The organism is Streptomyces sp. NBC_00353 (assembly GCF_036108815.1).
Classification (GTDB): domain Bacteria; phylum Actinomycetota; class Actinomycetes; order Streptomycetales; family Streptomycetaceae; genus Streptomyces.
On sequence record NZ_CP107985.1, the window covers coordinates 1,557,642 to 1,574,712 of the forward strand.

The window sequence follows — 17,071 nt, forward strand, 5'->3', positions numbered from 1 at the left end:
TCCATGACATCGAAGGCTGACACACCGTCAAGCCAGCAAACGGCCGGATTTTTCCGCCTGTCGACCGCTACGGCAGGCTGCGGCACGGTGATCCAAAGGAAACGCTCTGGCGGCGCGGCTTTCATCGGCCGCTTGTGTCGCCGGGGCCGACTGGTCAGCGGGCCTGCCGCGCCCGTTCCAGATAGCCGACCAGAGCGGCCATCCGGTCAGCGGGCCAGGGCAGAGCCCGGCTGAGTTCGGCGCTGTTGTCCTGCCACATGCGCCGAGCTGCGGCCTTGGTCCGTTCGCCCTGCTCGCCGACGGCGTGGAACGTGGCGCCCAGTTCATCCCAGCGCCGGACGAGGCCCTGCACCTGCGGATCGTCGACGGGGGTGTCGTCCCGCACATGGTCGAGGAGCTGTTCGACGAGCTCCGCCCATCGGCTCTTGGCCGCCTCCACGGCGTCAGGGCCGAGTTCGGCCCTACGCTCGGCCAGTTGCTCCCGCTGGTCCTGCGTGAAACCGGTCTCGTACACCGAGATCATCTCCAAGGTCGTCATGAATTGATCCGGATCGGGCATCGATGATTCGTCCAGCTGGCGCACCAACCCGTGAATCCGATTGCTGAGCAGGTGGATGCGTTCGGCCTGCTCCTGCAGGCTGCGAAGCTGAGCGGCCAGTAGTTCGCGCAGCGTCACCAGATCGTCCGACGAGTCCTCGAGCACGCCCGCGATCTGCTCCAGCGACAGCCCGAGGGCACGCAGCGCCCGAACCCGGTACAGCCGCCGCAGATCACCTTCGGTGTAGCGGCGGTGCCCTGAGACGGTGCGCTCGCTCGCGCTCAGCAGGCCGATCTCGTCGTAGTGGTACAGCGCGCGCACGGTCAGCCCGCTCGCGCGTGCAAGGTCTCCGATGCTCCACCGACGTCCGGTGGCGTCCTTCCCGATCACGTCGACCACGCTAGAACCTCCCGTCGCGGGAGGTTCAAGGGCCGAATGAGAGGGGCACGTGGTGTGCGCGGCAAACGCACGGCCAACTCGTCGACGAGACGCCACAATTGGTTGTCCCACCTGACGTCCACCGCACGAAGGCCCAGCCCTGCCAGGTCCGGATGCTGCTCACGCAGCAGGGATCGCACCAACCGCACATCGATCTCGACGTTGCCCACGCCGCGATGCCGAGTTCCGTACGCGTCACGCGCCGGTCGACCATGAGGAGCGCACATTCCGCTCGGCGCACGGGCTGAGAGAAGACAAGGCCGATGGGTGCATATTTACTACTTTGCGAAGTTGTTACCTGTGTGGGTGGTGCGTCCCCGGGCTCGGCCGTAGCGTCGATAGCGGAACATCCGTTGAGGAGAGGCCGGAAGCGCCGTCGGACGCCTGCTCCGGATCCGCGGACCGCACCGCGGAGCGGGCAGGGTGTACGCGAGGCCTCATGGGCCCGGAGAGCGACTGCTGGGGAGCGGACATGCAGAGACTCAAACTGAAGACAGCGGTCCTGATCTGTGCCGTGGTATCTCTCGCAACAGCAGTCGTACCGGCATCGGCTTCCACGAAGCCGAAGTCGCCCGACACCGTGATCATCGACTGCTTCTCGGACCCTCAAGCACGCCCAGGCACGTTCCTGATTGCCTGCGGGGACGGCAACAGCATCCTCACCGCGCTCCGGTGGTCCGCCTGGAAACCGAAGTTCGCCACGGGCAGCGGGCTCAACGTACTGAACGACTGCGTGCCCTACTGTGCTGCAGGCAAGTTCCACTCCTACCCCGTGGCCGTCAGGCTCGACCGCCCGGAGCCATGGCAGAAGCATGCTGGGCACCAGCACTACACCCGGATGCACCTCGTCTACACCGGCCACAGGCCGCCGCAGATGCCGAGAGAAGTGACCTACCGGCTCTGGAACTGACGGTTGGCCCAAGCCACTCGACGCAGCGCGTTCAACGGCCGCCTACCGCACTCGGCGGAGTTGCGCCACATGTACCGCCGCGGACGAAGACTCTCCTCCTGTCGCACTGCCCGAAGAAGCCGGGCCCGCCTGCCCCCCTGCAGATCCGATAAGGGCGTCTGATCTGCGCTTTTACCGCCCGGCACCTACTCGGAGCCGCGGCGTACCCGCGCGGCCCTGCGGGCCTCGGCCATCTTGCGGGCGTCATCGCCCCGACGGGACCCGCCACCGGTGCGCCCGGATTCGCCCCGGGCGGTCCCCATGCCGCGGAAGGGGGCATTGCCGTTCTTCGGGCGCGCTGCGGCAGGACCGCCGTCGAGGGGAACACCGGAAGGGGCCCGGGCACCGGTGATCCGGCTCAGTTCCGCCTCGCCCGAGCGCACCGCGGTGATCTTCGGCGTGATGCCGGCGTCAGCCATGAGCCTGCTCATTTCGCGGCGCCCGCTCGAAGGGACCAGGGTGACGACGCTCCCGGACTCACCGGCACGGGCGGTGCGCCCCGCACGGTGCAGATAGTCCTTGTGGTCGGTGGGCGGGTCGACGTTGACCACCAGGTCGAGGTCGTCCACGTGCAGGCCCCGGGCTGCGACGTTGGTGGCCACCAGTGCGGTGACCTGACCGTTCTTGAACTGGGCCAGGGTGCGCGTGCGCTGGGGCTGGGACTTTCCGCTGTGCAGCGCGGCCGCCCGGACACCGCTGGCCCGCAGGTGCTTGGTCAATTGGTCGACCGCATGCTTGGTGTCCAGGAAGAGGAGCACCCGGCCGTCGCGGGCCGCGATCTCGGTCGTGACGGCGTACCGGTCAGCGCCGTGGACGGTCAGCACATGGTGTTCCATCGTCGTGACCGCCCCCGCCGACGGATCGACCGAGTGGACCACCGGGTCGTGGAGGTAGCGGCGGACCAGCAGGTCGACATCGCGGTCCAAGGTCGCCGAGAACAGCATCCGCTGCCCGTTGGGGCGCACCTGATCGAGCAGTTCGGTGACCTGGGGCAGGAAGCCCATGTCGCACATCTGGTCGGCCTCGTCCAGCACGGTGATACGCACCTGGTCCAGCCGGCAGTCCTTGCGCTCGATGAGGTCGTGCAGGCGTCCGGGGGTCGCTACGACGACCTCGGCCCCGGCCCGCAGCGCACCGGCCTGCCTGCCGATCGATATACCGCCGACCACTGTGACCATCCGCAGCTTCAGAGCCTGGGCGTACGGTGTGAGCGCCTCGCCGACCTGCTGGGCCAGCTCCCTGGTGGGGACGAGGATCAGCCCGAGCGGCTGCTTCGGCTCCGCACGCCGGCTCGCGATCCGCGTGAGCAGCGCCAGGCCGAAAGCCAGAGTCTTGCCCGATCCGGTGCGCCCTCGGCCCAGGACGTCCCGGCCCGCGAGGGAGTTCGGCAGCGTCGCCGCCTGGATCGGGAACGGGTGGTTCACGCCGAGGCCGGTGAGCGTCTCCAGCAGGTCGAGCGGCAGGTCCAGGTCGGCGAACGACGCCGCCGCCGGGAGGGCCGGGGTGACCGTATCCGGCAGGGCAAATTCACCCGTCGGGGCGTTCGTGCGAGCTGAGCGCGTCATGAAGAGCCTTCCTCGATGTGCGGCACGTATCGAGGAATTCCCGGCAGACGGAGAAGCCGGCAAACCGCAAGAACGGGCAAGTGAAGATGATGGAGGCCATCAACGGTAGCAGCCGGTGCTCACCGGGAGCGTGAAAGCGCTCAAGCACCGGAGCGGTCTGCCGCCTCACCACTGCGATCCAGTCACTGACCACGGCTGTCCGGATCGCATAGGCTCGGCGGATGGCAAAGTACTTTGACGTGCACCCCGAAAATCCTCAGCGGCGCGCCATCAGCAGCGTGGCTGACAGCATCCGCTCCGGTGCGCTCGTCGCGTACCCGACGGACTCCTGTTATGCCCTGGGATGCCAGCTGGGCAACCGTGACGGCATCAGCCGGATCCGGTCGATCCGGAACCTCGACGATCGCCACCACTTCACTCTCGTGTGCGAGGACTTCGCGCAGCTGGGCCAGTTCGTGCACATCGACAACGATGTGTTCCGCGCGATCAAGGCAGCCACGCCCGGCAGCTACACCTTCATCCTCCCTGCGACGAAGGAGGTGCCGCGCCAGCTGCTGCACCCCAAGAAGAAGACGGTCGGAGTCCGTATTCCCGACCATGCTGTGGCTCAGGCCCTGGTCGCCGAGCTCGGTGAGCCGCTGCTGTCCAGCACGCTGCTCCTTCCCGACGAGGACGAGCCGATGACTCAGGGCTGGGAGATCAAGGAGCGGCTCGACCACGTGGTGGACGCCGTGGTGGACTCGGGAGACTGCGGCACCGAACCGACCACGGTCATCGACTTCTCCGAGGGCGAAGCGGCGATCGTACGCCGGGGAGCAGGCGACACCACACGCTTCGAGTAGCCGTACCCGCACGAGTGCCGGAGGCGGGAGCCGCGCGGTCGGCGCTCCTTCCGCCCGAGCGTCCGCTGGAACAGGCGAAACGCGTGCACCGCATCGAAGCGGCGGCGGAACGACGGCCGACGGTCGAATGACGTCCACAGTCCGATGAAAGGGGCATAAACCAGGCGTACGCTGAGCAAAACGCCGGTACACCGCAATTGGGCGATGGAGGCGGAGCATGACCGACCCCCACGGCTTCCTCAAAGTTCCCCGTCGGCCCGTTCCGGCGCGCCCCGTCGAGGAACGGCTGAGCGACTGGAACGAGGTCTATGCCGGGCAGGCACGGCTTCCGCTCGTGTCCGAGCAGGCGGGGCGCTGCATGGACTGCGGCATACCGTTCTGCCACAGCGGCTGTCCGCTGGGGAATCTGATCCCCGAGTGGAACGCGTACGCGGCGAAGGACGACTGGTGGGCCGCCGCCGAGCGACTGCACGCGACGAACAACTTCCCGGAGTTCACCGGGCGGCTCTGCCCGGCGCCATGTGAGGACGCCTGCGTGCTCACCATCAATGCTGATCCGGTGACGATCAAGAACGTCGAGCAGGCGATCGCCGACGAGATCTGGGCGCGCGGGTACGCGTCACCGCGACCGCCCGAGCGGCTCAGCGGGAAAACCGTCGCCGTCATCGGCTCCGGACCGGCCGGACTGGCGGCAGCACAACAACTCACCCGCATCGGTCACACCGTCGCCGTCTACGAGCGCGCCGACCGTATCGGCGGACTGCTGCGCTACGGCATACCCGCGTTCAAGATGGAGAAGCAGCACTTGAACCGCCGCATCGAGCAGATGCGGTCGGAGGGCACGAAGTTCCGCACGGGTGTGGACGTCGGCAGCGATCTCGACGCCATCGAGCTCACAAGACGTCACGACGCGGTGGTCGTGGCCGTCGGAGCCAGGGGACAACGGGAGCTGCCTGTCCCCGGCCGTGAGCTGCACGGCATTTGTCAGGCCATGGACTACCTGACCTTCGCCAACCGGGTCAGGGAGGGTGACTACGTCTCGTCCCCCGTCACAGCCGAGGGCAAGCACGTAGTGATCATCGGAGGCGGGGACACCGGTTCGGACTGTCTGGGCACCGCCCTGCGTCAGGGAGCGACGTCCGTGGTCCAGCTGGACATCAATCCGGAGCCCGGCGAGGCCCGGCGGGACACCGAGCCCTGGCCCACGTATCCGAAGGTCTACCGGATCTCCCATGCCCATGAAGAGGGCCGGGAACGGGAGGGTACGGATCCGCGAATCTTCTCCTCCGCCACCCTCCGTCTCGAAGGGGACCGGCACGGTCACGTGCGCGGCATCCGCCTGACGGAAGTGGAACCCGAGGACAGAAGACCGCGGCCGGACACCGAGCACGTGATCTCGGCGGATCTGGTCCTGCTCGCGCTCGGCTTCTACGGTCCTGAACGGGGCACCGGTCTGATGAAGCAGCTCGCGCTCACGCTGGACGACCGGGGCAACTTCGCGCGGCATGCCGACTTCGCCGCCGAGACGACGGAGCGGGCCCGGAGCGCCGAGCGGACGGTCCGTACCGGGGCTCAAGGGGTCTTCATCGCCGGCGACGCGGGACGTGGCCAGTCCCTTGTGGTGTGGGCCATCGCAGAGGGACGGTCCGCCGCGGCCGCGGCGGACCGCTATCTGAGCGGCTCCACGGAGCTGCCGGCCCCCGTAGCCCCGAGGGACCGCCCCCTGGTGGCATGAGCACTTCCGGTATCCCGTGCCCACGATCACGTTCGCTGTTTCGCCGGGAGCCACAACGACCTGCCGGCTACGTTCCTGCGGCGTGCTGGATCACGAGATGACGAGGACCACGCAGCACGGGACTGCGCCGGTACGGGGGCGGGTCCTCGACCAGGCGGGGGTCGTCGAAGCTGCGGAGGAGCACATTGAGTGCGATCTGTGCCTCGACACGGGCGAGCGGGGCGCCGAAGCAGTTGTGGATGCCACTACCGAAGCCGAAGTGCTGATTGTCCTCACGCATCGGGTCGAAGCGGTCCGGGTCGTCGAACCTCAGGGGGTCCCGGTTGCCGGAGGCGAGCACAAGGATCAGAGAGGCGCCCTTGGGAATGGTGACGCCCGCGACTTCGATGTCGGTGAGCGGTGAGCGCTGCGGCAGGAACTGGACGGGGGGCTCGTAGCGCAGCAGTTCCTCCACGGCCCTCGGCATGAGTTCGGGCTCGGCGCGCAACTTCGCCAGGATGTCGGGGTGGCGCAGGAGGGTGAGCATGCCGTTGGTGATCAGGTTGACGGTCGTCTCGTGACCGGCGATGAGCAGCAGTACAGCTGTGGCCATCAGTTCCGGCTGGGTGAGACGGCCTTCGGGTCCTTCGTCGTTGGCCAGCGCGGAGAGCATGTCGCCGGTCGGGTGGCCACGCCGCTCTTCGGCGAGGTCCCCCAGATAGTGCGCCATCGCCTCCCGCGCCTCCACGGCCGACTGTCGACGCTGCTCCGGGTCCTCCCCGTGCCTGAAGTCGAAGCCGGCGATGATGGCGTTCGTCCAGACACGGATGCGGGGCACATCTTCCTGGGGCACGCCCAGGAGCCCGCAGATCACAGTGACGGGCAGCGGGTAGGCGAAATCGTCGACGATGTCGATCCGGTCCCTGCCCCGGAACTCGTGGATCAGTTCCTCGGCGATCCGAGTGATGTCGCCCTGCAGGGCGTCGATCCGTCCCGGGGAGTGCGGCGGACCGAAAGGGCGCATGGCGATGCGGCGGAGCCGGTCGTGTTCGGGGTCGTCGACACCGATGAAGGCCGGCGGCATGTCGTCCGACCTGGCCAGCAGTTCGTCCGGATCCGTTCGGTTACGAAGGTCCGAACTGATCCGCGGGTCGTGGAGCAGGGCGGCGATCTCATGGTAGGTGCCCACCAGGTAGCTGCCATCGCTCTGTCGTGACACGCCGTTCTCGCGAAGTTCTGCGTAGAGCGGATACGGGTCGGCGCGGTTCGCGTAATCGGTGATGCGTTCAAAGAGGGTGTCCGAGGGCATGCGTGAGGCTCCTCATCGAGCGTGGGCGGCGGTCGGGGGTGATTCGGCCCGCACCAGAATCAGGTGCCGGTCCGGCAGATGACCGGTGAGGGCCACGGTCGGACCGTGCGAGAGCAGCTGAGGGGACGGCACGTCGGAGGGGACGGGCGCGGGCGAACCGGACCGGTCGGCGGCACCGGGAGCGGGTGGAAACGGTGCCGCCGTCTCGATGAGGTACTGGTAGTGCTCCAGCCACTTGGCGCGGTTCACACTGACCGCCGCGGTGACACGTCCCCGGTAGCCGTAGACGGCAACGAACCGGCCCTCGTGCAACGAGCCCTGGGCGATGACCACTTGATCGGAGAAGGTCGGTACGCCCACGGACTTGATGTTGAGGCCGAACTGGCTGGACCAGAAGGCGGGCACCGACAGGTGCGGGCGCCTGCGTGGTCCCGGGCTGATCATGTTGTGGGCCGCCACTTCGGCCTGCGCAACCGCGTTGCCCCAGTGTTCGAGGGAGAGCATCTGGTACTCGAACAGCGGATGCGGGAAGCGTGCCACGTCTCCGGCGACGAAGACGTCGTCGGTGACGATCCCGTACATGTCGAAGGCGCGGCACCCCGCGTCGCAAGCGACGCCGCGGGGGCCCGCGGCCAGGCCTGATCCGTCAAGCCATTCGGTATTGCGGATGGCTCCCAACGCGACCACGGCGACATCGGCATCGATCCGGCGGCCGTCGGAGAACTCGGCGCCCGTGAGCCGGCCGTTGCTGCCCTTCAGAGCGGTAACGGTCACGCCGCAGCGCAGGTCGACCCCGTGTGCCCGCTGCAGCCGCCCCGCATAGCTGCCGAGTGTCCCGCCGAGCGCGCCGACGAGAGGCGAGGGTCCGCGTTCGGCGACCGTCACGTCGAGACCGCGCTCCCGGCAGGCGGACGCGATCTCCGAGCCGATGAATCCGGCGCCGATCACCAGGACCCGGCGCGGTCCTGCGTCGAGGAGTTCGGCGAGACGGGCCGCGTCGTCGTTCGTACGCAGGGTGAGTACGCCGTCCAGGCGGGCTTCGTCGGAGTTCGCCCAGGGGCGGGCCCGGGTCCCGGTGGCGATCAGCAGCCGGTCGAAGGGAAGCTCTTCGCCGTCGGCGAGGACCACCCGCTTCTTGATCGGGTCGACCCCGACGGCACGGACACCGAGCTTCCATCGCGCGTCCACCTCGCGGCGGCTCGGCAGCCCGACGTCATGCGCGTGTACCCGCCCGAGCAGCACCTGCTTGGACAACGGTGGTCTGTCGTAAGGAGGGTGTGGCTCCTCCCCGACGAGGGTCAGCGATCCGGCGAAGCCTTCGTCACGCAACGTCTCGGCGGCGCGCAGACCAGCCAGCGACGCACCGACGACGACGATCCGGCCGACGCCGCTCACGGAGCGCCGACGCCCGCCGGCTCGCCGACGAGGATGGCCTGCACCGGACAGGCCGCCGCTGCCCGGCGCACGCGCTCATGCTGATCCTCGGGCACGGTCGGCGTGAACATCAGGGCCTCCTCGCCATGCAGCTCGAACACCTGCGGTGCGAGAAACACGCACTGCGCATACCCCTGGCAGCGATTGAGGTCGACGACGATCTGCATCCCGGCCCGCTCCTCCCTGCCACCCGTCATCTCTGTCCTAATGCCTGCCGGCGGCCGACGCGAACGGTGCTGGTCCATCCGGGTTCGCAGACCGACCGGTCAGGAAGGGCAGTGGCTGCGGCGGACAGCGCGCCGGGGAAGCACCGGTTCCCGGAACAGCAGTCGCGATGACCCCTATCGGTGGCCCAGCACGTTGACGACCCGACCGTTGGGGTCACGGACGAAGAACCGGCGCACTCCCCACTCCTCGTCCTGCAACGGGTGCAGGATCTCCGCACCACTGTCACGCACGACCGCGTAGGCCGCGTCCACATCGTCCACCTCGATGCTCATGTCGGGCACGACCGGTGCCGTCTTGTCGTGCGTCATGAAGCTGACCTGTGCCGTCGGAGCGGACGGAGAGGCAACCGTCATGATCCAGCCGTGGTTCATGACCTCTTCGAGGCCCAACAGACCGTAGAAGTCGCGGCTCTCCTGTACGGTCTCCGACTGAATGTTGGGCACGACACGGCGAACGGCCATCAACGCCTCCATGAAGTAATCATGTCTATGAGCCGCCCCAGGAAAGCTCGGGCACGCACTCTCGTGACGGGCTCCAGGCTAAGGGCCCTCGCCCCGAGCAGGAGTGACTGAGTCACCGTCATTCAGCCGCTCCCGTGCGTCCCTCTCAAGCCCTGACCGGAGCAGTCCGGGTCGCCCTCGCGGATCGCGCTACCGTCGCAGCGCGTTCAGCAGCGCTCCGGTAGGCGAACCACGGCATGAAGAACTGCGTGGTCGGGCCGACCGCGAGCGCGTACAGCACCGTGCCCACACCCACGCTCCCGCCGAGCAGCCAGCCCGCGCCGAGCACGGTGATCTCGATCAGGGTGCGGATGAGCCGGATGGAAAGCCCGGTTGCGGCGGACGCACCGGTCATCAACCCGTCCCGGGGGCCGGGGCCGAAGCGCGCGCCGACGTAGACGGCGACGGACAACCCGTTGAGGAAGACACCCCCGACGAGCAGGCCGACCCGGGCAGGGAAGGCGAGGTGCTCGGGGATGAGCAGGAGACCGAGGTCGGATGAACACGCCAGGACGACGATGTTCGCGACGGTTCCGAACGTCGGCCGCTGCTTGAGCGGGATCCACAGCAGGAGCACGAGAACACCGACGGCGCCCGTGATCGTGCCGAAGCTCAGGGAGGTGTGGTGCTCCAGACCCTCGTTGAGGACGCTCCAGGGGTTGACGCCCAGCGAGGCGCGGACCATGAGCGAGAGGCTGAATCCGTACAGGGCGAGGCCGATGAACAGTTGGGGAAGACGCCTGCGCAAGTGCTCACCGAGGGGGACATAGGTGAGGGACGGCGGAGACGGGCGCGTCATGGGCACCGGTGGAGCGGCACTGCGTTCCTCGTGACGGCGCCGGAGTCCGCGCTCGCAGCGGTCCGTGTTCTTCTGCTCCATACCAGTCGCCTCCAGCGAGTTCGGGTGGCTCAAGGCCACAGGTGGCGAGTCTGTACAGTGATTGGCCCAGACAACACAGCCAATCCGGGGAGAGTGGTATGGCCGACTCGAATCCGTTCCAGCCGGTGGACCGGGTGAACCGCACCGGCCGGACCCTGGGAAGCCGACAGCTCGCCGCGCTGCTGCCCGACCCGACCGGAATGAGGCCCGCCTACCGTCACCTGGCCCGGGCGATCAGCGCGCTGATCCTGGACGGACGGATCGCGTTGCACGTCAGACTGCCCGCCGAGCGGGAGCTGGCCACCGCTCTGAACACCAGCAGGGCCACCGTCACCGCCGTGTACGACCTGCTGCGCGAGAGCGGCTACGCGCACAGCCGTCAGGGCTCCGGTACCTGGACTGCCCTGCCGGAAGGCCGTACGCCCAGCGGCATCACCCGACTCCTCGGACCGCAGGACACCGCGATCGACCTGGCCAGGGCCGCCCCCGGTCTGCCGGAACAGACCCTCGTCGACACCCTCGTCCAGGTCGCCCCTCGGCTGGCCGAACACGCTCACACGCCCGGCTATCACCCCTACGGTCTTGCGGAACTGCGCGCCGCCATCGCCGAGCGTTTCACTCGGCGCGGCCTGGCCACCGTGCCCGAACAGATCCTGCTCACCTCAGGCGCCCAGCACGCACTCACGCTGGTCATGGGGCTGCTGTGCCGACCTGGCGACCGGATCATGGTCGAGAATCCGTCCTACCCGAACGCCCTGGAGGCCATGCGCCGCGCCCACCTCCGTACCGTGTCGGTCCCGGTGACCGATACCGGCTGGGATATCGAGATCATCGAATCGACCCTGCACCAAGTGGTGCCCCAACTGGCCTATCTGATCCCCGACTTCCACAATCCGACCGGTTGCCTCATGCCCGATGAGGAGCGCGTCCGCATCCTGCGCGCCGCTCAGCGCTCCGGCACCTGGCTGGTCATCGACGAGACCCTGGCCGACCTCGCCCTCGACGTCCCGGCCCCGCTGCCCTTCGCCGCCCATGCCACGCCCGGGGGGACCGGCCAGGTCATCACCATCGGCTCGATGAGCAAGACCCACTGGGGCGGTCTGCGCATCGGCTGGCTACGTGCCCCGTCGCAGCTGGTGACCGAGCTCGCCGGCCAGCGGATCGCCACCGACATGGGCGGCTCGGTCCTGGACCAGCTCCTGGCCCTCGCCCTGCTGGCGCGGGCCGAGGAGCTGTTGCCGCCACGCCTGGAACACATGCGCGAGCAGCGCGCTGCCCTGGCTGCTGCCCTGGCCGAGCACATTCCACAGTGGACCTGGCAGCTCCCGCCCGGCGGTCTCTCCCTGTGGGTCGACCTGGGCGAGCCCATCGCCTCACCGCTGGCCGAGCGCGCCCTGGACTACGGGGTGCGGATCGAGGGCGGCGCCTACTTCGCCACCGACCCCGGCATCTTCGAACAGCGCCTCCGCATCCCGTACACAACGCCTCCCGACACCCTGCGCGAGGCCGTGCGTCGCATGGCCACCGCGCTCGCCGACGGCCTCCCGCCCTCGTCCGCCGGCCGACGGCCGCATTGGGTCGCCTGACGGCATCCCCGCCGGTTGGTGCAGCAATGGCTCGTCATCCAGTGCCCAGGATTGACAGAAGGGTGCTGTCGCAGACACATACGCAGCGGGCCCACGGCCTCCTGACTCGTTGCGGTGATCGGTGCAGGCCACAACCGTGTTGTCGAACACCGCGTCCTTTGCGCCGCCCGGCAGCGTCCAGTCGCCGAACGACAGGTCGATGGCAGTGAGTGGATCGGCTCCGTCTGGCCATGCGTCGTCCAGCGGCCCAGGAAACGGCACTCGGGTTCGCCCCGGTGCACCGCCCGCGATCACCGTCGGCGCACTGCCGCCCACTGCTGCGATGCTCAGCACCGGCCGTCCGCCAACGGGTCCCGGGCAGACCAGCAAGGTCCCGGCCCGGACACCGCGTTCTCCGGAGGCACGCTCGCCGGCTATCGGCTACTCGACGGAGACACCCAGTCCAGTCGGGTCTCACCGGAGGCACGACGTCAGCAGAACCAGATGCTGCCTCTCGTCACATGGCGCGACAACCGGTCTGCTTCCTCACCGCCATTGCTCAGCTGCCGTCCACCGCCGCGCATGCTGACGCTGCCTCACCTGCCGCAGCCAAGACCTCGACCTCGGGAAAGAGGATCTCGCCCATGACTGAAGTTGCAAGTTCACGAAATTCCGCAGGTGCTGGCTTGGGTGGACTAGGTTGCGCCGGGTAGACCCAGAGCGGCCAAGAGGGCTGAGGAGAGCTCTTCCGCGAACAGGGCCGACCCGGTGAGCGTCTGCCGGACAGCTTCCTCATCGGGCGTCAGCCCGGAAGTCGCCGCCCAGGCGAGCGCGCCGGCCACGGCGGGTTCGATCGGGAACTGCTCCAGAGGTATTTCGTAGCTCGTCGCCATGTCGCGATTGAGCAGAGCCTCCCAGGTGCTGCCGTCCGGCGTGGCCGCCTCGAAGAACCCCACGTCACTGTCGAGGAAAGACACCATCACGGCTGGTGTCCCGGTTCTCTGGACGAGGGTCGTCAGGCTCCGCCGTCCGGCGTCGGCGAAGTGCGTCGTCTGCCAGCCCTCCGCCAACGTGTCCGTGCCGTCAATGCCCGTGAACCCGGCTGCCCGCATGAGCTGGTGCAGTTCCCCCGTGGACCGGGTCGTCAATGATCCGCCTGAGTTTCCCATGCTCCGCAAGCTAGCGGATGCCTCTGACAAGCATGCGAACTATCGGCCCGACGGTCACCGAGGTGGTCTGCCCATTCACCGCGGCTGCCTGCTGGGTCGGGCTCGTAGCGGGGACGCCGCTAGACATCGCGAAGGGCATCACGTAACGCCGCGGCTTGGCGGTCGAGCGCCAGGCGCATCGCGTAGGCCGTGTGCGCAGTGTCTGAGCCGACTTCCTGTTGCCGGGGTTTTGATCTGCCGCCGAGTGACAACCTCGTGGCTACGTACTCCTCACCGGCGTAGGCGAGTAGCAGGAAGACTTCTACGGTCAGATCGCGACGGCGGTATTGGACGCTGATCACCAGCGGGTAGCTGTCACTGGGATGGTGAGCCTCGGGACCAATGCAACCGAGTTCGTCACGCAGGAAGTTCATCCTCGTCGACGCCTCGGTAACGAAGGTCTTTAGACGGATGTCCATGGTTGTGAGTATCGGTGCACTTGGGGGTTTCCGGCAGGACGGCCTTGGTAGCGGTCGGCTTGGCCTGGGGTCGAGAATGGGTGACTGGCACCGCTCTCCCTCTGACCCCGGCCTTGATCCGCTGAACCGCACCCTTGACGGGCCTCGGCCGGGTTCGAACCTGCGACACCCGCTTTAGGAGTTCGATCCTTCAGCAGCGTGGATGGCTCGGACTCGTGCCCGCCGGGCGGTCCGTAGTCCAGTTCCAGTCGCCGGGATCCGTTGCCGTCTGGCGACGTTGATGTCAGCTGGTGATGTCAGACCGTGGGGTGTTCGTTTGGCAGGGGGGCGCGTACGAACTGGGTACATCGCTCGTCGCAAGCCCCCAAAGCGCGGAAGTTCCTTCGTGCCTCCGTGAGGCTCAGCCGGCCGTTCGGGCCGCCTCGCACTCGGTCAGCATCGTGGTCGTCCTGCCCGTCATCCTCCCAAAAGCACACGGGACAGATCTCGAAGTTGCTGCGCTCACCGAGCGCCAGGAAGCCGCAGCAAGGACAGGGGTAGGAACCGTCCTCGGCCTTCCCCTGGATGTTGACGAATGGAGTGACCATCACGGCATCCTGCCCGGCATCGCCGCCGATCGCGAGCCAATAGGTACGAGCTGCCCAGCCAGTGGAGCCATGAGCTTGGGAATTACCGGGCCTATGGGCATGGTTGGCGACCTGACCAGCGGCAATGGGTGCCAGAGGGAACCTTCGGGCTCGCCCTGGCATCCGCTGTTGACCGTGGCTTACCGACCTGTCGGGCACGGATCGGGCACACCTTAGAGTCCCAGGCTTTACCGGATCAGTCAGCCGCGACGGAACAGTTCTCGGGCTCGATGCCGGTGAGGTCACACACGGCAGCGTCCGCTTGGCCCTCAGGGGAACGCTGTTGAATGACCGCCGCTGCTGCACGAGTCCCGACATCGAAGCACGTTGGATTCTGCTCCACGAGCACGCTGATGATCTTCGCCCGCGTCGCGTCTACGGTGCTCTGGCGGGAATCAGTCTCCCCCTCTTGAGACTCCCGTCGCAGTTGCCTTCGGATCTGACCGGCCCGCTTCTCAAACTCCCGCTTGGCCTGCTCGCACGTCGCGGACCGCCCGGACACGCTGTCGTGCTGCGCTGCCCCGACGGCGTACCCGCCTATGCCGAGAGCGACTGCCCCTGCGCTGGTCAGCGCGATCAATGAACGCCTCATGGCGAGGGATGCTATCTGCCCAGGTGAAGAAGCTTTCCCGTGACTCGGACCACCGCTTTAGGAGCGAGTTGGGGCGAGTTGGGGTCTGACATGCGGGATGCCGACTTCGGTGCCTCCTGGCTGCGGTCTCCGCCGGCTGCCGCAGTGCTGTACCGCCTCAGCCAGGCCAGGGCCGGCGGCGTGATTGTGCTCGACAGTGCTGCTGCGTCGGTAGCCCAGTTGATCCGTTGGTATCCGCTGGTAGGGCGAACGCCATGCCAGCGCGGCCTCTGAGAAGCAGCGCTATACGTCCGTGAGGTGACTGCGTCCCTGGACATACCCTCCAGGGGCGTACAACCTCCCCGGTCGGACTCCTGGAGCAATGCTCATTACCTGTGGCGCAGAGCAGGGCAACGGCACGGCAATACGGAATAGACGGGGAGTGAATCCGTTTTAGGTTGATTTGCGGTGTATTCTGGGAGCAAGGACGCACACTCTCACGTGTGGCGCCCTGGAAGGGCCGGCTCCGGTGGCGAGACCATCGGGGCCGCTTCCATGTCCGCATCAACTCGGTGGTGCGGGGATGATGCCCATGCCCATGAGGATCTGCTCCGCGGGCGTGCTGTTTCCGTCCTGCACGGCCATGGCCATCGCAGCGCGCGCGGCGGCGGCACCGGCCTGGGGCGGGATCACCAGGAACGAGAAGTGGTCCTGCTCACCACGCGTGACGATCATCGTGCTGTCGTCGACGGCGGACCAGTCGATACGGACGGTCCGGCCACCGATCACGAGGTGGCCCGGGGCATCGTCCCAGGCACTCGCGTCCAGACCGACCCGCGCGACGGTTCCCAGCTGGGCGACCAAGGCCTCGATCAGCCGGGGCAGTTCGGACGCTGCGTCACGGGTACGCGGCCACCACGCACCGTCGAAGATCCCCTCACGATTGGGGGTCGTCTCCATCCGCAGCACCGCGACCCCGGGAACGATCGGATGGCCGCTCGTGTCCGACAGGAGCAGGAGCGGCGCCGCGTCATCGGTACGGCCAGGGACATGCGCGTCCGAAGTCATGGCAAGCCACTCCTCCGGGCGTGCACGTCGATGAAGATCTCCATGCCTCACATCCCTTCCCTCGCGCCCGGCGCCTGGGCTACGACTGCTCCGGGACGGCGCCGCGAGGCCGGACGGGCGCTGTGGCCGCCTTCGGAGTCCCAGACCGTCTCCCGGACGAGGTCCCAGTCGGCCTCGGCCGCAGCCCGGAAGAGCTCGGCCTCCCGCATCAGCCCACTCGCGGTGAGGCTCCGTGCCGGATCGGCGGCTGCGGTCAGCAGCCAGGCGGCGGTACCCGGGTCCGTCTGCGGTGGGATCACCAGCAGGTCCCAGCGGCCGGTGGTGTAGGAGAGGAGCAGCAACTTGTTCGGGTCCTGTTCGGCCTTGAACCAGCCGAGGTGGACCATATGCCCCCGGACGGGCACCTTCTGTGGGATCACGGGCCAGACGGTGGGGTTCACCGTCACGCGGGTGATCCGCCCCCACAGCGGGTCGAGCACCGCTGTCAGCGCGGGAAGTTCCGCCGTCAGATCGCGCGACCGCGGCCACCACGCACCGTCCAGCAGAGCGGGATCGGTGCCGGCCGGGGCCAGAGAGAGGCGCGGCGGCAACGAGGACAAAGAGAAGGTCCGGTCGTCGACCGCGGACGTGTACAGAATGGTCGCAGTCATGACGCGAACCCTGCCCCGGGCCGATCTACACCGGCCCGGCGTTGTGAATCGCCAAGAACGACACGGGCTCGGAAACTCATGTACGGAATGTTCTGGGTATGTCCAAGATACTCCGGCGGGGCATCCGGCGGAGTGCGGCAGCCCGGCGGATACGAGCTGCCCCCGACGGATCGAACGGCATGCCGGAACCTTCCGTTCACCACACCCGGAGGGAACACCGCTCGTGTCCTCGTGATTGCCGGTTCGTTACCCCCGCCGTGATCGCCTCTACCGTCGCCCGGCGCCTGGCCGCCGCCTCGCTGACAGCAGCCGCCCTGGCCGCACCCCTGCTCATGTCCCCGACCGCGCACGCCGACTCGCCGGAAACCATCGGTTGATGAACAGCTGAGAGGGAAGCACCAACGGCGCTTCCCTCTCAGCGGCCTACCTGCGCGGGAGGCCTCGGGGTTGCCCAGCCTTGCTCATAGCTCCGAGTGAACCGCGGACCGCCGACGTCATGGGCCGACATGCCGCGCTTGGCGTAATGAGCCGATCGGGCGGGCGTATCCGGTCACGTTGTTCGGAGGC

The 17,071-nt window shown here is 67.8% G+C and carries 16 protein-coding genes and 1 pseudogene; 4 read left to right on the top strand and 13 right to left on the bottom strand.

Features of this window, described 5'->3' with window-relative positions:
* Nucleotides 1-154: 154 nt before the first annotated feature.
* Together OHA88_RS07450 and OHA88_RS44545 are read right to left on the bottom strand one after the other, a co-directional pair.
* Entirely contained in the window at nucleotides 155-928 is a 774-nt protein-coding gene (locus tag OHA88_RS07450; protein WP_425896503.1) for a MerR family transcriptional regulator, read from the bottom strand.
* A 50-nt stretch (nucleotides 929-978) separates the two neighbouring features.
* A pseudogene (locus tag OHA88_RS44545) lies at nucleotides 979-1,146 on the bottom strand (aminoglycoside phosphotransferase); the annotation flags it as partial.
* Nucleotides 1,147-1,448: 302 nt separating this feature from the next.
* On the opposite strand from OHA88_RS44545, the gene OHA88_RS07455 reads away from it, so the two are divergent.
* The gene (locus tag OHA88_RS07455) at nucleotides 1,449-1,886 is read left to right on the top strand and encodes a hypothetical protein (protein ID WP_328624772.1); all 438 of its coding nucleotides are present in this window, start codon (nucleotides 1,449-1,451) and stop codon (nucleotides 1,884-1,886) included.
* A 185-nt stretch (nucleotides 1,887-2,071) separates the two neighbouring features.
* Here the strand turns inward: OHA88_RS07455 and OHA88_RS07460 are convergent, their stop codons facing one another.
* Complete coding sequence (locus tag OHA88_RS07460) at nucleotides 2,072-3,490, bottom strand: DEAD/DEAH box helicase (RefSeq protein ID WP_328624773.1); 1,419 nt, start codon at nucleotides 3,488-3,490, stop codon at nucleotides 2,072-2,074.
* A 221-nt stretch (nucleotides 3,491-3,711) separates the two neighbouring features.
* Between OHA88_RS07460 and OHA88_RS07465 the strand changes: the two genes are divergently transcribed.
* Complete coding sequence (locus OHA88_RS07465; protein ID WP_328624774.1) at nucleotides 3,712-4,332, top strand: L-threonylcarbamoyladenylate synthase; 621 nt, start codon at nucleotides 3,712-3,714, stop codon at nucleotides 4,330-4,332.
* A 217-nt stretch (nucleotides 4,333-4,549) separates the two neighbouring features.
* Entirely contained in the window at nucleotides 4,550-6,067 is a 1,518-nt protein-coding gene (locus OHA88_RS07470; protein ID WP_328624775.1) for a glutamate synthase subunit beta, read from the top strand.
* 67 nt (nucleotides 6,068-6,134) lie between these two features.
* Here the strand turns inward: OHA88_RS07470 and OHA88_RS07475 are convergent, their stop codons facing one another.
* From OHA88_RS07475 to yczE, 5 genes are all read right to left on the bottom strand, one after another.
* Nucleotides 6,135-7,355 carry a cytochrome P450 gene (locus OHA88_RS07475; protein WP_328624776.1) on the bottom strand — a complete coding sequence of 407 codons (1,221 nt, stop codon included), beginning with the start codon at nucleotides 7,353-7,355 and terminating at the stop codon, nucleotides 6,135-6,137.
* A 12-nt stretch (nucleotides 7,356-7,367) separates the two neighbouring features.
* Entirely contained in the window at nucleotides 7,368-8,750 is a 1,383-nt protein-coding gene (locus OHA88_RS07480; RefSeq protein WP_267008782.1) for an NAD(P)/FAD-dependent oxidoreductase, read from the bottom strand.
* Entirely contained in the window at nucleotides 8,747-8,956 is a 210-nt protein-coding gene (locus OHA88_RS07485; RefSeq protein WP_327128196.1) for a ferredoxin, read from the bottom strand. The genes OHA88_RS07480 and OHA88_RS07485 overlap by 4 nt, the downstream gene beginning before the upstream one ends.
* 174 nt (nucleotides 8,957-9,130) lie before the next feature.
* Nucleotides 9,131-9,478: a VOC family protein gene (locus OHA88_RS07490; RefSeq protein WP_328624777.1), complete on the bottom strand. Its 348-nt coding sequence runs from the start codon at nucleotides 9,476-9,478 to the stop codon at nucleotides 9,131-9,133.
* A 145-nt stretch (nucleotides 9,479-9,623) separates the two neighbouring features.
* Nucleotides 9,624-10,316, bottom strand: coding sequence for a membrane protein YczE (gene yczE / locus OHA88_RS07495; RefSeq protein ID WP_328624778.1), 693 nt, complete (start codon nucleotides 10,314-10,316; stop codon nucleotides 9,624-9,626).
* Nucleotides 10,317-10,495: 179 nt separating this feature from the next.
* Between yczE and yczR the strand changes: the two genes are divergently transcribed.
* Complete coding sequence (yczR, locus tag OHA88_RS07500; protein WP_328624779.1) at nucleotides 10,496-11,983, top strand: MocR-like transcription factor YczR; 1,488 nt, start codon at nucleotides 10,496-10,498, stop codon at nucleotides 11,981-11,983.
* Between the two features lie 674 nt (nucleotides 11,984-12,657).
* Here yczR and OHA88_RS07505 read toward each other — a convergent pair.
* The 5 genes from OHA88_RS07505 to OHA88_RS07525 form a co-directional block, all read right to left on the bottom strand.
* The gene (locus tag OHA88_RS07505) at nucleotides 12,658-13,131 is read right to left on the bottom strand and encodes a hypothetical protein (RefSeq protein WP_328624780.1); all 474 of its coding nucleotides are present in this window, start codon (nucleotides 13,129-13,131) and stop codon (nucleotides 12,658-12,660) included.
* A gap of 119 nt (nucleotides 13,132-13,250) precedes the next feature.
* A complete protein-coding gene (locus OHA88_RS07510; RefSeq protein ID WP_328624781.1) occupies nucleotides 13,251-13,589 on the bottom strand; it encodes a hypothetical protein in 339 nt (112 codons plus the stop codon).
* Nucleotides 13,590-13,885: 296 nt separating this feature from the next.
* Nucleotides 13,886-14,533, bottom strand: coding sequence for a CPCC family cysteine-rich protein (locus tag OHA88_RS07515; RefSeq protein ID WP_328624782.1), 648 nt, complete (start codon nucleotides 14,531-14,533; stop codon nucleotides 13,886-13,888).
* Between the two features lie 817 nt (nucleotides 14,534-15,350).
* Nucleotides 15,351-15,854, bottom strand: coding sequence for a DUF5994 family protein (locus OHA88_RS07520; RefSeq protein ID WP_328624783.1), 504 nt, complete (start codon nucleotides 15,852-15,854; stop codon nucleotides 15,351-15,353).
* Nucleotides 15,855-15,901: 47 nt separating this feature from the next.
* A complete protein-coding gene (locus tag OHA88_RS07525) occupies nucleotides 15,902-16,504 on the bottom strand; it encodes a DUF5994 family protein (protein WP_328624784.1) in 603 nt (200 codons plus the stop codon).
* Nucleotides 16,505-17,071 lie beyond the last annotated feature (567 nt).

What these genes read in the sequence shown, in the direction of transcription:
- OHA88_RS07455 (WP_328624772.1), top strand. Translation starts at nt 1,449, where the DNA reads ATGCAGAGACTCAAACTGAAGACAGCGGTCCTGATCTGTGCCGTGGTA.
- OHA88_RS07460 (WP_328624773.1), bottom strand. Translation starts at nt 3,490, where the DNA reads ATGACGCGCTCAGCTCGCACGAACGCCCCGACGGGTGAATTTGCCCTG.
- OHA88_RS07465 (WP_328624774.1), top strand. Translation starts at nt 3,712, where the DNA reads ATGGCAAAGTACTTTGACGTGCACCCCGAAAATCCTCAGCGGCGCGCC.
- OHA88_RS07470 (WP_328624775.1), top strand. Translation starts at nt 4,550, where the DNA reads ATGACCGACCCCCACGGCTTCCTCAAAGTTCCCCGTCGGCCCGTTCCG.
- OHA88_RS07475 (WP_328624776.1), bottom strand. Translation starts at nt 7,355, where the DNA reads ATGCCCTCGGACACCCTCTTTGAACGCATCACCGATTACGCGAACCGC.
- OHA88_RS07485 (WP_327128196.1), bottom strand. Translation starts at nt 8,956, where the DNA reads ATGCAGATCGTCGTCGACCTCAATCGCTGCCAGGGGTATGCGCAGTGC.
- OHA88_RS07490 (WP_328624777.1), bottom strand. Translation starts at nt 9,478, where the DNA reads ATGGCCGTTCGCCGTGTCGTGCCCAACATTCAGTCGGAGACCGTACAG.
- yczE (WP_328624778.1), bottom strand. Translation starts at nt 10,316, where the DNA reads ATGACGCGCCCGTCTCCGCCGTCCCTCACCTATGTCCCCCTCGGTGAG.
- yczR (WP_328624779.1), top strand. Translation starts at nt 10,496, where the DNA reads ATGGCCGACTCGAATCCGTTCCAGCCGGTGGACCGGGTGAACCGCACC.
- OHA88_RS07505 (WP_328624780.1), bottom strand. Translation starts at nt 13,131, where the DNA reads ATGGGAAACTCAGGCGGATCATTGACGACCCGGTCCACGGGGGAACTG.
- OHA88_RS07510 (WP_328624781.1), bottom strand. Translation starts at nt 13,589, where the DNA reads ATGGACATCCGTCTAAAGACCTTCGTTACCGAGGCGTCGACGAGGATG.
- OHA88_RS07515 (WP_328624782.1), bottom strand. Translation starts at nt 14,533, where the DNA reads ATGTCGGGACTCGTGCAGCAGCGGCGGTCATTCAACAGCGTTCCCCTG.
- OHA88_RS07520 (WP_328624783.1), bottom strand. Translation starts at nt 15,854, where the DNA reads ATGACTTCGGACGCGCATGTCCCTGGCCGTACCGATGACGCGGCGCCG.
- OHA88_RS07525 (WP_328624784.1), bottom strand. Translation starts at nt 16,504, where the DNA reads ATGACTGCGACCATTCTGTACACGTCCGCGGTCGACGACCGGACCTTC.